Source organism: Flavobacterium sp. NKUCC04_CG (genome assembly GCF_019345525.1).
Classification (GTDB): Bacteria; Bacteroidota; Bacteroidia; order Flavobacteriales; family Flavobacteriaceae; genus Flavobacterium.
In genome coordinates this window covers 1-15818 of the sequence record NZ_JAHKRA010000021.1, presented here as the reverse complement: position 1 = coordinate 15818, position 15818 = coordinate 1, and the positions used below count along the sequence as shown (strand labels likewise).

6 protein-coding genes are annotated in these 15818 nt (G+C 37.9%); all 6 read left to right on the top strand.

The window, feature by feature from the left end; all coding sequences use genetic code 11:
* The gene (locus KO524_RS13465) at positions 1 to 10599 is read left to right on the top strand and encodes a SpvB/TcaC N-terminal domain-containing protein (protein WP_219294753.1); all 10599 of its coding nucleotides are present in this window, start codon (positions 1 to 3) and stop codon (positions 10597 to 10599) included.
* A 1-nt stretch (position 10600) separates the two neighbouring features.
* The gene (locus tag KO524_RS13460; RefSeq protein WP_219294752.1) at positions 10601 to 11053 is read left to right on the top strand and encodes a hypothetical protein; all 453 of its coding nucleotides are present in this window, start codon (positions 10601 to 10603) and stop codon (positions 11051 to 11053) included.
* A gap of 1205 nt (positions 11054 to 12258) precedes the next feature.
* Complete coding sequence (locus KO524_RS13455; protein ID WP_219294751.1) at positions 12259 to 12897, top strand: type IV secretion protein Rhs; 639 nt, start codon at positions 12259 to 12261, stop codon at positions 12895 to 12897.
* Complete coding sequence (locus KO524_RS13450; RefSeq protein ID WP_219294750.1) at positions 12894 to 13313, top strand: hypothetical protein; 420 nt, start codon at positions 12894 to 12896, stop codon at positions 13311 to 13313. Before KO524_RS13455 ends, KO524_RS13450 begins: the two co-directional genes overlap by 4 nt.
* Positions 13314 to 13679: 366 nt before the next feature.
* Complete coding sequence (locus tag KO524_RS13445; RefSeq protein WP_255555267.1) at positions 13680 to 14501, top strand: RHS repeat domain-containing protein; 822 nt, start codon at positions 13680 to 13682, stop codon at positions 14499 to 14501.
* A complete protein-coding gene (locus tag KO524_RS13440; protein ID WP_219294749.1) occupies positions 14501 to 15364 on the top strand; it encodes a hypothetical protein in 864 nt (287 codons plus the stop codon). The genes KO524_RS13445 and KO524_RS13440 overlap by 1 nt, the downstream gene beginning before the upstream one ends.
* Positions 15365 to 15818 lie beyond the last annotated feature (454 nt).

Here is a 15818-nt window from a genome sequence, read left to right as displayed (position 1 = left end):
ATGCATTCCAATAAAAAATCAAAAAAGAACACCACAGCTACTTGGGTTTTATTAGTAGCTATGTTTCATAGTATATTTTTACAACCGCTTTTCGCCATGGGTAATCAGCATTATTTTCCCTATCGCGATCACGTTGCTTTGATTCATCAGTTGGCATGGGATTTTAAGAGTGCTACTTTAGAACAGCAAGAAGTAAATCCAGCTGTAGTGAACGCAACGTCTTCTCCAAACGCCAATACTGCCGTAGCATCGACCATAAAAGAGCTTACATACAAAGAGCCGACTTTGATCACAAGCTACGTTTCGGATTTGGATATGGGTGTTATTGGATATGATGCCCAAAACAGAATCGATGATCCTTCAGACAACTTGTTTCGAATTGATTTAGGAAAAAATTGGAATTCAAATTTGGATTATGAATTGGTATACGACCTATACGGCTTGGAAAGCAGTGCTTCGGTTTCCCGAAGTATCAACGCACGGGTAGCATCGGGTGGAATTTTGATTAAGAAAAACAATTCTTGGAGTACACAGCGTGAGTCTTTAAATAGCGGTTGGTTGCATTCGGGCATCAATACGGTTTTATTTACGGTTCCGAGTACGGCGCTTTTGCAATATCGTGTAAAGAATGTGCGAATTGAAGCCAAGAAAAACGTAAAAAATGCTCATATCGTTGTTGAAAATGAGGGCAGTTCGCTGTCGACGGATAATCAGATTTATATCAAGGGTTTCGTTTCAAATCAATCAAAAAATTGGACGTTTCAGGCTGAGGGTCAGGATCTCTTAGTTCGTGCGGGTGAATTTGAAGGTTTGGTAACTTTAAAAACCATGCTTCAAGAACAGATCGTTTTGGAAGCTTTTGAAAACGGGATTTTAAAAGAGCGCAAAACCGTTGCGATTAGAGAACTCATCTCGGCTGATCAGAAAAGTGATTTGGGAAAAATAGCTGCGGCGAATGCTGTAATGACAAGTAGTACAGAAACCGCTTTTTTAAGTGTAGACGAAGCATCGGTATCCCTGCCGGCTTTGGCGATGAAAACACCGACCCAAATCATTATACAACCTTTGCGTGATATCGATGTGGCACCGAGTGGTGTGGCATTAATCAATGTAACTAGAAACCATAAGGGATTTCGTATGTTGCCAGACGGTACCCAATTTGAAAAGCCGGTTCGCATTGAAATACCCTATGATAAGACGGCTATACCGAGTGGTTACACCGATCGTGATGTACAGGTTTTTTTCTTTGATACCGCACTCAAAAATTGGCAAAAAGTAACTGTCGATAGTTTGGATATCGCCCTGCAACGCATTGCTGTGCAAACCAACCATTTTACCGATTATATAGCGGGAATTATACAGGCTCCTGAAAGTCCGGAAACCACTTCGTTTAGTCCGACTTCCATCAGCAGTATGCAACCGCCTAACTTTGCAACGAACATCGTTCAAATTGAAGCACCTTCAGCCAATGATCAGGGGGATGCGAGTTTGACTTATCCACTAACCATACCAGCTGCGAGAAACGGTATGCAACCCGATTTAAATATTCGATACAACAGTGGGGGAGGCAGTGGATGGATGGGATTAGGTTGGGATATATCTGTCCCTTCTATTGAAATAGATACGCGTTGGGGAGTACCGGCTTTTGACCCAAATAAAGAAACGGAATCTTATATGCTCAATGGTGAAGAATTGATGTTAGAAACCAGTCCGGGTAACTATTATATGCCGCATAAAAACCCTCATATAAGCAGGGTTTCCAATGCTGTTTTTCGCCCTAGAGTAGAAGGGGCTTTTCAACAGATTACTCGTGTTGGAAACTCTCCGTCCAATTACAGTTGGATAATTAAAAGCAAAGACGGAAAAATTTATACTTATGGATCCAATTCAACGAATCGATTGGCCAGTGATTCTGGGCAGATTGTCCGTTGGATGTTGGAAAAAGTTGAAGATTTTGATAAAAATGAGATAAAATATCAGTACACTTTAAAGACCTTTACTACCGGTATTTTAGCAGGAGGTAAACAATTGTACTTAACAAGTATTGATTATGGACATCTTCATGCGAAGTATTCGGTTGGTTTTAATAGAAAAACAACGACAAATACTCCTTTAACCGAGCGAAAAGACAAAACGTTCAGTACGCGATTTGGATTTAAGGAAGTAACAGCTGATTTGCTAGCAGGGATTCGAGTAGTGGGAAAAACGCCAACTTTTGCAGAAGTGATCTATGACTTTAAATACAAAGTTGGTGCTTTCGACAAAACGTTATTGCAGTCCATTACTACAACAAATAGTTCTAATAATAATGAATATTATAATGGCAGTGATTGGGCGGATGTAGTTCCATTAGTTCATGAGCATCAGTTTGACTATTATAACGATATAGCCGGCGGAGGATTGTTTGAGGGTAATGCGGTTTCAATTTATTCTAATCATGATTATAATGGTTTTTACGAAAATTTTGGTGTAAAACTATCTGCATTGGGAGGTACGGAAGGAAATAACAAAACCTTTGGAGGAGGAGGCTCTGCTGGGGTGGTTGTTCCAGCTATACCTACTTCCTATTTACCTTGGAGTAATTCGGCATCCATAGCGGGTAATTTATCCGGTAGTTGGTCGCGTTCGGAAACCATGGTTTCCCTATTGGATATCGATGGTGATGGATTGCCTGATAAGGTGGTTAAAATGGGGGGTAAAATGTATTACCGCAAAAATTTAGGAGGCGGTTTCGCTCAAGAATTGGGTCTAATTAAAGGGATTTCAAACCTCAGCTTTTCCAAAACGGACGGCTCCGATTTGGGTTTTTCGATAAACCCATTTATTGGGAATTATGCTAAAACCAAATCCAAGAGCAATTCTTCGGTTTATACCTATATAGAGGATGTCAATGCCGACGGATTACCGGATGTAGTCGATAATACCCGAGTGTATTTTAACCATTTGGATCCCAATACCAAATTGCCGGTTTTTACTTTAGACAGTTCCCAAACACCCAATATCGTTATCAAAGAAGGCGATGTGGCTCCAGTGCTCAATGCGATGCCGGCATTGGATATTGCCGACGGTTTGATGGATATCGTTAAAGTTTGGCGAGCTCCACGTGATGGGGTTATCAACATTAGAGGACAAATAACCAAAGAACACGTAGCCATAGACAATGGAATTCGTTATTCCGTTGAAAAAGGTGCTGGAGATTTTAGTGGAGAAACGGCTTATTTACGCCAACCGCAGTTGATGGTTCAGGGTAGCGAGCCTACTAATTTCAATAATATAGCAGTAAACCGAGGTGATTTGATTTTTTTCCGGGTGAGTTCGAGTCAAATTCCAGAAGCAGAAGTACAGGTAAGCTGGAGTCCGGCGATAACCTATGTAGCGAACGACAAAATTTCGGCCAACAAATACCCGCTATATTCGAGTACCTATAACGATGCTTTTATAGTCGGAGCTTCACAAGAATTTACCGTGATGAAAAACGGAACCTATAAATTGGAGTGGGATTCTTTTGCAATCAACAATTTAGGCGGAACCAATGCTACCTTGTCCGACGATGTTACTTTTAGAGTAACCTATTACAAACGCGATCAAAACTCTGGAGCCATGTTGCCTTTGCGAAATAACAATGTGGAAATTTACAAAGTAATAGCAAAGAATAATGCCAATACGTCGATCAATTCTCCCAATCTGACCTTAAACGTAGCGGGTGTAAGCGAAAGTTCACCCTTTAGTTTTCAATATATTAAAGTAGAAGTATTGGCCGATTCGGAAGTCAATTGGAAACACATCGACACGCTATTTAAACCCCGTTTAATCATTGACGGAATAACCAATCATTTAATACCTTATTATACCAACTACGGCTATGTTCACAGCAATTATGAACACCTTACATACACTAGCGATGTGCATCGCGTTTATCTAAAGCACTATTTTGTAATTCCAAATTGCTCCGATAATACCTGCTTAAAGCGGTATGTTTATCTAACGATTAAGGAAAACGACCACCTCTTGTTTGTAGAAGGCAAACCGATGAAGTTCCGCTACACCATGAATGGAAATGGAACTACGGAAGAGCGAAGACGTTATAATGCCACTACGGGAAACTACGACGAAGTCTTAGGAGACTATACGAGTTTTGTAGTTAACACTGCATTGTGGAGAAAATTACATGTGGAGTATTTCGCTTCTGACAGCGGTATAGGAGAACTGTTCGAAAAATCGCAGCGCAACCTTCAATTGGTAACGCTTAGTGCCGGTACAGGAGATACCGGAACGGGTTTTGGAGCCTCAAAATATTGGGCTAATGTCTATTCTCAAGACCTAGCATCGGGTTTTGGTCCGATGTACCGCCATTGGGGGCAATTCGCGTATAAAGGACCCGAGCCCAATCAAAATTTTGAAAAGATTGACCTTAATGCGGTTAATGTTAAAAGAACTTTAGAGCATAACAATCCGCAAACCAATACTAGTACGGAAGATATGTTGACCAACACAACACCCAATCATAATCAAGTAGAATCCAATATTGATTTTATAGAGGAAATGGGAGGTAATATATCGAGTGAATTTTCGATTTTAATGCCCAATAAGGAGCGTAAAGTATGGCAAACTCATGATAAATTATATGTGTCAGAAACGCGAATCAGTCCAAATAAACGATTTTTAGACGACGATATTCCCGTACCTCGAGCGCCAACGTCACCGGTATTGAACTACGGGGCCTATGGTATCATCAAACAAACGCATAGTAAAACATCAAGTGTCAATAAGTCTATAGGTTATTTAATGTTTACTATTGGACAATCGACTAATCAATCTGAATCTCGAGTTTTAAACGATTTTAGAGATATTAATGGCGACGGTTATCCAGACATCATTGGAGCAAAGATTCAAATGACTACGCCCAAAGGCGGCTTGTCGAGTACCAATATATTAAATGCAAACATCTTGCCAAACAGCACCCAAACGGGGTCTGGAGTATTGGCAGGTGGAGGAAAATCTAGTGTAAGTACTGCTTTTACTCCTACGGGAGAGGTCTGTACCCCTAACATAGCTGTAGGGGGATCAGCATCTGGAGGAGCTAACGGTAGTGTGTTCACAACCAAAAACGACGTAGATAAAATAGTGGTCGATGTGAACGGAGACGGTTTACCCGATGTGATTTTAAACGACGGCAGTTTGTTGTTAAACATAGGAAACCAATTTGTACCTCAAACCGGTTGGAGTTTTCCTTCTACTAATAAATCCACCACAGCCACCACACAGGCAGGAGTAGGAGGTGGAGATGGTATTGAAAGGACGGCGGGCAAATCCCTATCCAATTTGGATTTGTCGTTGGGATTGAGTATCTCTTCGAGTACTAGTAAAGAGTTGGACACTTATATAGATATCAACGGCGACGGACTTCCCGATCGTATAGTCGATGGAACTACCGCTTATCTCAATACGGGAACCGGTTTTGGACAAGCTTTTACTTTACCAAATTCTCCAACTCAAACCTCTTCAGTGGGGGGGATTAATGCCTCGGTAACCGTATGTATTTCATTTCCAATTCTTTTTGGATTTGGTCCCAAATTCTGTATCTCTTTAATGGGTAGTGTAGGTAAAACCATGACCCAAGAGAGTGTACGTTATATGGATTTTGATGGAGACGGTTATCCAGACCTATTAACCTCTACCGACGACCATCAGTTGAAAGTGCAGTATTCGCGAATTAAAAGAACCAACCTGCTTAAATCGGTAAAAAGACCTTTAGGCTCGACCGTTACCATGAATTACGCGACTAAAAATCCGATATCAAATACCCCAATTGGCGGTACCTATAAAATGCCGTTTAAAAAGTGGGCCTTAACCAGTATAACGGTAGATGACGGTTTTAGAGGCGATGGAGAAGATGTGATGAAGATGGCGTTTGAATACCACAACGGATACAAAGATCGTCGAGAACGCAAGTTCCTCGGATTCGGATTAGTCAAAAGCCATCAGTTAAAAGCCAATGGAGACTTATACCGAACCCAAATAACGGAATATGTAAATAATTCATTGTCCGACAATCATCTGTATCAATCGGGAATCAGTTCCGATTTGCGTCAGTACTTTTATAAAAAGGGATTGGTCAATAAGGAAACGACATTAAATGCTCAAGGGCGTGCTTTTAAAGAGGTTCAGTATCAGTACTCGTATTTTCAAGCACAACCCGAGGCAAGTGCTTCATATAATACCCAAGGTTCAGTAAGCTTTAATTATACCGATACCAGTAGAATCGTACCATTATTGAGAGCGATTACTACCATGAAAATCAATTTTGTGGAGGGTAATTCGTATTCACTAAATTCTTACGTAAGCTTTCCTAAGTACGATGGTTATGGAAATGTAACTCAGTATATCGACAATACCAAGGGATTGACTACGGATATCAGTTATCATAATGTTGGCGGACTTTATTTAAAGACGGTACCCCAACGACAAGATATTTATGGAGGCGGTATTTCGAGACGCTTTGAAACGTCAATAGCCGATGGTAAGCACATCACGCAAATCCGAAAATATATAGACAATTCTCCCTTCGGAAGATTTGCCCAATACGATATGGAATACGGGTCAGAATACGGTGAATTGCGTAAAGTAACCTTGCCTAAAGCAGATGAACATAATGATGAGTCCTCACGTATGTATTATAAATACGATTATTATGCCTATCTCCAAAATGGTGTGGAGGTGGAGCATAGCTATAGTTATCCGCAGGTGATTACCGATGCTTTTGGATTGGTTAGTAAAACGGTTTACAATACTTTCGGTATACCGATGAAAACCGTCGATGCTAACGGTAACGAGTTCCTTTATCACTACGATGTACTCAATCGATTGATTTTGTTTAAAGGGCCATATAGCCCAGAGTGGACGATTAAAAATACATTTGAGCGTACGCTTACAGGGCAGTTCTATACGTTAACCCAACAAAATCTAGAAAATGAAAACGGTATAAGTAATGGGGTATTGCAATCGACTTCGTTTATCGATGGTTTGGGACGCGTAGTCCAATCTAAAAAACTGTTAGAAGGGGATTTGCGTACCGATGATTGTCTCGATCCGGGAACGCGACTCTGGGTTTCTGGAAAAACCGTTTACGATGAATTTGGGCGGGTCATTTCACAATATTTACCCGTTGAAGAAAAAGAATGTGGAGGTGTTCCAGTGGTATCCTTGTTGGAATATAGCAATTTGGATCAGCCCGATACGGAGAAAACATCCATGTACTACGATGTCCAAGATCGTATGATTAGACAGCACGTCTATGCGACTAATGCTACTACTTCAATGAAGTATGGGTATGAAAGGGATTCGCAAGAACGTCCGCTCTTTACTGAAGAAGTAACCTTACCTGAAGGAAACAAAACCGTAACCTATATCGATGAAAACGGACGCACTGCGGCCAGTAAACAAATTGGTCATAGCAATGATTTGTGGACAACGATGAAATATGATCCTCTGGGGCAATTGTTAAACCTGACTGATGCAGAAAACCATACCACAACTTATGAGTACGATACCTTTGGGCAAAAGACTCAAGTCGAACATCCCGATAGTGGAATCACCCAATCACAATATTATTTAACAGGACAATTGGCTACTGTGACTACGGCAAACGGAGATCAAATACAATATAAATACGACATGAATCGACTATATGGTATTTATTATCCGTCCCATGAAGTGACTTATGAATACGGGGATGTTGGTATTGATGATGGGAGAAAAGGTCGGATAACTATGGTTTATGATCAAACCGGTCAACAGGAATTTCAATACGGGAAATTGGGAGAAGTGATTGAAAGCAAACGTTTAATTAAAGATTTTGGCGGAACACAGCGGTATTTTAAAACCATGTTTATTTATGATTCGTGGGGTAAATTATTGAATTTGACTTATCCCGATCAGGAAAAGGTGATCTATCAGTACAACAGTGTGGGGCAATTAAAGAGTATTACCAGTGATGATGGTCAAAGTTATTTACGAGACGTTCGTTATACTTTCTTCGGAGAACCCGAGAAAATTGTTTACGGAAACGGTGTCGTAACCACTCAAGAGTACGACGTGGCACAGCGTATGAGAGCCATGCAATTGACCCGTCCAGACGACAGTGTGGTGCAACGTAATGTATATAGCTTTAACAAAAACAATCAGGTAGAACGAGTTAAAAGCAGGTACGCCCAAACGGGGCCACGAGCAGTTGGAGGAATGTTTAACAAAGACTATCAATACGACGAGTTTAATAGATTGATGAGCTCAAAGGGCGATTGGAAAGGGCAAGATATAGGTCATGGATATTCTTTGAATATGACCTATAATAAAACACATGGCATTAAATCGAAAATACAAAAACATAGTGTACATAATTATATCACTGATGAGGTTACAGAGACTGTAAATTCGGGATGGCAGGAATATGAATATCAGGATTCGCAACATGCTCATGCGGTGAATTCTATAGCTAAATATGATTATGACCGCAATCAATATTTGGGGACTAAGAATTTCTCTTACGACAAAAACGGCAATACAATTCAGATATTATCTGATATAGATACCGATTTATCTAGAGACAGAACCATGATTTGGGACGAGCAGAATCGTTTGTTAGAAGTCAACGACAACAATCAGATAATTAGCAAGTATAAGTACGACGCGGTAGGGGAACGAGTTTTAAAATTAGTTGAAACCAATTCCAGTGGAGGAGTTAATGGTAATCCGATTTTTGACCAACCGGAATCGCAGGGAGAGACCATATATCCAAGTGGTTATTTAGTAATGGGCAATTCAGAATATACCAAACACTATTATGCCAACAACAAACGTATAGCCAGTCGTATCGGGCAAAATACGGATCAAGATTATTTTAAAAATGATAATGGATGGTATGCTCAACGGACAGCATCAACAGTTGCTAGAAATGCAAGTGGTACAGCTCCAGCGGCGCGTTTGTTAAATAATGTCGACGACAACAATTATCAATCGAGTTGCGAGGCACAAGTCAACCAATTGTTAAATACTTTTTACAACACCCCATCGAGGCAACATTGTAGGAATAAGATTTTGGAAATCATACAAGCGCATACAAGACTTGTACAGGGTCCAAGCGGTCAGGTTATAAATGTTGTAGATTATTGCATAGTTTTGCGCGAAATCAATCGATTACCTTGTGTTGAAATCGACCCCAACACCGGTTGGTATATCGACCCAGATACCGGATATTTAATCAATCCAGATACGGGATATTTACTCGATCCGGCTACGGGTTGGTATATGGATCCGAATACGGGTTTATTGGTTGATCCGAATACTACTCCCCAACCGACTATAAGACAAGAAACGGATTGTTATACTTTGATTATGCAGTATTTGGATTACTTACTGGTTATTAATGATCCAAAATATATGGAAGTGCTAAAGTATTATAAAGAGTATACTGAAACACTTACGAATTGTGAAATTTATGATATCTTGGATATTCCACCAGTGATAGTGGAACCACCGGTATCGCCACCTTTACCGGAACCGCCTTTGGTAGATGAAGATCCTATAGATGATGAATGGGAAGACGATGCTCCAGATGAGGGAACACCGTCTGAAATTTTCGACGAAGCGTTGCGCAAACCAATTTGGTGGTATCATGGCGATCATTTGGGCAGTTCTTCGTATATTACGGACAATTTCGGAAAACCGACTCATTATTACGAATACCTGCCTTTTGGAGAGCTTATGGTAGAGCAAAACCAAAGTACGTACTACAATAACGGTTATAAGTTTAATGCCAAGGAATTGGATGCCGCTACCGGTATGTATTATTATGGTGCGCGTTATTACGACCCGAGTACCAGTATATTTTTGAGCGTAGACCCGTTGGCGGAGATGATGCCAAACTACAGTCCATACGTGTATACTTTTAATAATCCAATTAACTTTACAGACCCGACAGGGATGATTGGAGAGGAAGTCATCATAACAGGAGAGAAGAAACAAGAAGCTTTTAATCAACTTCAGTCATCCACGAAATTATCATTAACAATAGATGATAGTGGAAAGGTTTCTGCGACGGGTAAAGCGAGTTCTAAATCAGATAAGTTGCTAAAGGAGGCTATAGATTCAAAGAGTGTTCAAGTGAATGTTAATGCAACTAGTAGCAATTATTTAGATAATGGGGAAACACCATTGGTTATTGGAGCGTACGAAGGTAGTACTATAAATGATTCAGGAAAGACAATAGCTAGTCAAGTTGTAAATCCTATTCAAACAGCAATAGCAGATAAGTTTTATGAAGCTGAATCAGGGACATATATGAAGCATGAGGTAATGGAGGGGTATTTGGGAGGTAAGAATTTTCCAGGAAAATCTATTAATCAAGGTCTTTTATACGATAAGAATAGTACGGAATTGAAGGCATATTTAGACTCACACAATAAGGCTATGGGGCTAGATAGAGGCTTTGTTCAGCCTACAGTTGAAGAATTTACTTCGAAAGGGTTGTATTTGATGAAGCCACATCCAAATCCGAATTTTAAAATACCGCAAGCTCAATTAATTAATGATAAATCTCGTTAATATGATAAGAAAGGTTTTTTTTTCGATAGTTTTTTTACTTCTGTTTTGTAATTGTAAAGGAAGATATTTAGAATTACCACAATATATTGAAACAGAATCTTTAGAATTAAAAGTTTTAGATTTTTCGAAAATGTCGAATTATTATTTATTAAAAACTGAAACCCTCAAAAAAGACACAATATTTGTTGTGTCTTATATTAAAAATAAAAATAATCTTACGAACCCTAATAGTAGAAAAAGTGTATGGATTAAAAAAGAGCATAGTTTTGATTTTGAGTTAATCAAAATTAATGAACAACTGGTAAATGGAGTGCCTAATATTAGAAATATTATAATTGAAAAAGATACTCTTTGGAGTAATAATGTGGGTTTAGAGGCACGATTGTTCACTGTAAAGCCTAAGATTTATCAAGCATTAAATACAGTTGGATTAAAAGTATTTAAGCCAAGATAATTATTACTCAGAGTTTCAAAAAAAACTCCCCCCGCTAGTGCACGAAGGATAAAATCTTCGCTATCGCGCGAGCACGTCATTAAGTTAATATATTAAACATTTGATTTACATGTGTTTATGCTTGTTTTTTTAATAGTGATTTCGTGTGTTTACTTGACAACCAAGTAGTCTCCCCCGCTGTTACGCGTGTATTAAAAATGTCCGGCTACGCTACCGCGCGAGTCCTCTCGCGTGGTCTATGTCAAATAAAAAACGCTCAATTATATTGGGCGTTTTGTGTTTACTAAGGTAGTTTAGATAAAAGGATGTCTTCCAACTTTGTCAAAAAACAATTAGGTTTCTTTGTATATTAACTGCGGTTTAAGAGTTGAATATTAGAATATTGATTTGCCACACGAAAGGATTCGTTCGGCAGCGGGGGTTTAAGAGTTGAATATTAGAATATTGATTTGCCACACGAAAGGATTCGTGCGGCAGCGGGGGGTAGTCTTCCAACTTTGTTAAAAAATATTGAGGTTTCTTTGTATATTACTTGCGTTTTAAGAGAGGATATTAGTATCTAGAATATTTGCCTTTCGGAGAAGTCATGGTACAGCAAAGTACCAACAACATCTTTGAAAATGTATATAATTCAATGACTTTGGAGGTAAAAGCGGATGAGCTTTTGTCGAACAAATCCCCCCCGCTACCGCACGAATCCTTTCGTGTGGTATAGATATAAACACAAAAATGCTCAATCCCCCGCTACCGCACGAATCCTTTCGTGTGGTAGGGATTATTAAAAGTATTCGTCTACGCTACCGCGCGAGTCCTCCCCGCTAGTGCACGAAGGATAAAATCTTCGCTATCGCGCGAGCACGTCATTAAGTTAATATATTAAACATTTGATTTACATGTGTTTATGCTTGTTTTTTTAATAGTGATTTCGTGTGTTTACTTGACAACCAAGTAGTCTCCCCCGCTGTTACGCGTGTATTAAAAATGTCCGGCTACGCTACCGCGCGAGTCCTCTCGCGTGGTCTATGTCAAATAAAAAACGCTCAATTATATTGGGCGTTTTGTGTTTACTAAGGTAGTTTAGATAAAAGGATGTCTTCCAACTTTGTCAAAAAACAATTAGGTTTCTTTGTATATTAACTGCGGTTTAAGAGTTGAATATTAGAATATTGATTTGCTACACGAAAGGATTCGTTCGGCAGCGGGGGATGATTGGAGAGGAAGTTACTATAACAGGAGAGAAGAAACAAGAAGCTTTTCAGGAATTACAGAAGTCTGTTCAAAAAGAATTAAATTTAACAATGGATGAGAAAGGTAAAGTTGATTATACTAAAATTAAAGAGGGAAAAGTGTCAGAAGATTCACAACAATTAATTGATGCAATCGACGATGAATCGATTTCTGTTAATGTAAAGGCTGAAAATACAATGAAAACAGAAGCTGGAGATATTTATGTAGGTGGTGCCTACTCCGGGAATAGTGTAATAAAAACAGAAAAAGGGAATTCGGTTGTAGCAGTTCAAGAAATTAATCCGATTGTTTTTGGAAAAGTAGGAGAGGCAACTGGAAAACCAGGAATTGATGTATTGCATGAAGTTACTGAAGCATATCAAGGAGGTTTAATTGCTCAAAAAAATGGAATATCCTCCCCAAGCTCAATTAATAAAAATTCAACTTGGCCATTAGCACACAGCAGAGCAACTAAAGAATCGGGATCAATTTTGCAACGAACTTATGATGCGAAGGGAATGTTAATACGTAATGGATCATCGACAATTCAAAGTGCGGATTGGTCCGTAAAAAACAGGAAAGGAAATAGAATAATTCTTCAATCGATAAATAGATGATTTTTTACAAAAAATTAGTTTTAATATGTTTAATTTTTTTTGTTTCTTGTCGTGAACTAAGATATGATAAAGGAATTGACGATTCTTCTATTTATTTGATAACAAAGATTAAATCAAAAAATGATTGGCATATAATTTATGCTGTAAAAAGGGATAGTGTATATAAAATAATTAGTCACAAAGAAAAACTTATTACAGATAGATGTGTTAAGATTGCTGTAGGAAATTATTATAATCTCAAACTAGATTCAAAACGAGAAAATACAGTTTTGAGTACGGGAGAAAGAATAACTCCTGTTAATTTTACAGGGTGTTTTGAATATGATGGGGAAACCATTATCTGTTTAGAACCTGAAAGAAAAATATATGATTTACATAATATAAAGAAATTGAAGGGTTTATATCTGTGTGAATAAATCAGATCCCCCGCTAGTGCACGAAGGATAAAATCTTCGCTATCGCGCGAGCACGTCATTAAGTTAATATATTAAACATTTGATTTACATGTGTTTATGCTTGTTTTTTTAATAGTGATTTCGTGTGTTTACTTGACAACCAAGTAGTCTCCCCCGCTGTTACGCGTGTATTAAAAATGTCCGGCTACGCTACCGCGCGAGTCCTCTCGCGTGGTCTATGTCAAATAAAAAACGCTCAATTATATTGGGCGTTTTGTGTTTACTAAGGTAGTTTAGATAAAAGGATGTCTTCCAACTTTGTCAAAAAACAATTAGGTTTCTTTGTATATTAACTGCGGTTTAAGAGTTGAATATTAGAATATTGATTTGCCACACGAAAGGATTCGTGCGGCAGCGGGGGAGCTTATGGTAGAGCAAAACCAAAGTACGTATTATAATAACGGTTATAAGTTTAATGCCAAGGAATTGGATGCCGCTACCGGTATGTATTATTATGGTGCGCGTTATTACGACCCGAGTACCAGTATATTTTTGAGCGTAGACCCCTTAGCGGAGCAGTTCCCAGGATGGACTCCATATCATTATGTACACAACAATCCAATCAATCTCATTGACCCCACGGGGATGAGTGCGGAATCTGTTAATGGTCCTCCTAAGATTGTTGTTGCTGTGACGAATAAAGTTGTAAAAGCAGTTTTAAGTGCAATTGTTAAGTATGATTTATATGGTGCAGGTGGAGCAATAATGTATAATGGATCCAAAGGAGCAAGTGGTGATCAATCCCTAAGTAGGAAAGCAAATAGGAATTATAGTCCAGATTTTTGGGATGTTTCGGGATTTATTGACGCTGCTTCTACATTTGGACCTGGAGGTCCGAAAGTGAGTAGAAAACCAGGAAGTTCAACAAGTCAAAATGCATTTAGAAATTTTGCAGCAGGAGTAGAAAAAGGTAAGCAAGTTGAAAGTAAAATTAATTCTATAGAAGCGTTGGATAAGGCTAGTGATATTGTAACAATGAAGTTAAAAGAGGTTACGTTCAATATTTTTAATAAAGATGGAAAAACTGAATCTATTGAACAAGTCTCAAATGAGGTGATTTTTACAGGTTCAGCGGAAAAGGTTGTAAAACAGGCGGATTCTTTAGAAAACGCAAATATTTCTAGAAAAGAAAGGATAGAAAAATGGTAATGAAAATAAAGTATATTATTCTGATTTTACTTTTGAACCTAATGTTCTTTGTCTCATGTACTAAGATAAAGGTTGAAAAAAGTTATTATGAAAACGGGAATCTTAAATCTGTATATTATCTTCAAAATGATTCTGTAGTAGAGTCAAAAACGTATTATCCTGATGGAAATAAAAAATATATTTTTAAAATTGAAAATGGAGTAAGAATAGATACATTTTTTGAGTATTATAAAAATAATCGAATTAAAAATTATATTACACAATTTAATGATTTTAATTCTCAGTATAGGGAATTTGACGAAAATTCGAGATTAGCTTTAGAGGGCAGTGTTTTTAAAAAGAAAAAGATAGGCTGGTGGAGTTCTTACAAATCGGATAAATTAACGAAGCAGGTCTATTATGCTCAAAATGGAGATTCAGTTTTTATCGCGCAAATAAAGATTTTTGATAGAAATGGTAAGTTAGATCATGTTAGTAGTGACTATGTGGGTTTTATGATACCAGATACATTATATATGGGAAAAAGTACTGGGACTATCCTATATAAGAAAAAACTAGGTTTGTCTAGCCAAGAGAATATCTGTATAGGATACAATTTAATGGCTGATTATAGTAATATTGCTAAAGCTCGTGTAGATACATTTTATACAGGAGAAAGTAAAGGTTTTTTTGGTGTAGAATTTAAGGAATTAGGAAGTCAAAAGATACGGGGTTTCATATATGAAGTATTACCAAATCGGAAATCAGATACACTTTTAGTGATTACTACGAATAAAATTTTCTTTGATAAAGAATTTTTTGTAGTTCCCCGACTAGATTCTATTCCGAAAGATAAGATTATGAGATATGGTTTTGGAAAGTAAGTGTTTTGTATTTGTTTTATGAAAAATCAAATTAAGTATATAAGATTGATAGGACTATGGTTTTTAGTTAATGCGTGTTCTAATGAAAAAATTGAAGAAGAATTTGACACAAAAGGTTTTTTGAAAACAGAGAAATTTTTCATCGGTGAATCCCCGTTACCCCACGAAATGTAATTCGACGAAGTCAATCCCTTCATGTGGTATATAAATAACACAAATCCCAACTTTTACGGTTGGGATTTGTGTATTTATATAGAAAGTTCTTTTTTGAGATTAGTTTTAAAAAATAAAAGCTTTGAGTAAGTCTTTGACGGTTGTTTTTTGCTCTCTGTAGTTGCACGAATTTTTAAATAATTACAGCAATAGTACAACCATGGTTTTCACTTTGTACTTTACTTTTGAATTTCGCACAATCTTTTCGACCTTATAAAAAATCCGTTAAGAAATCGCTGTA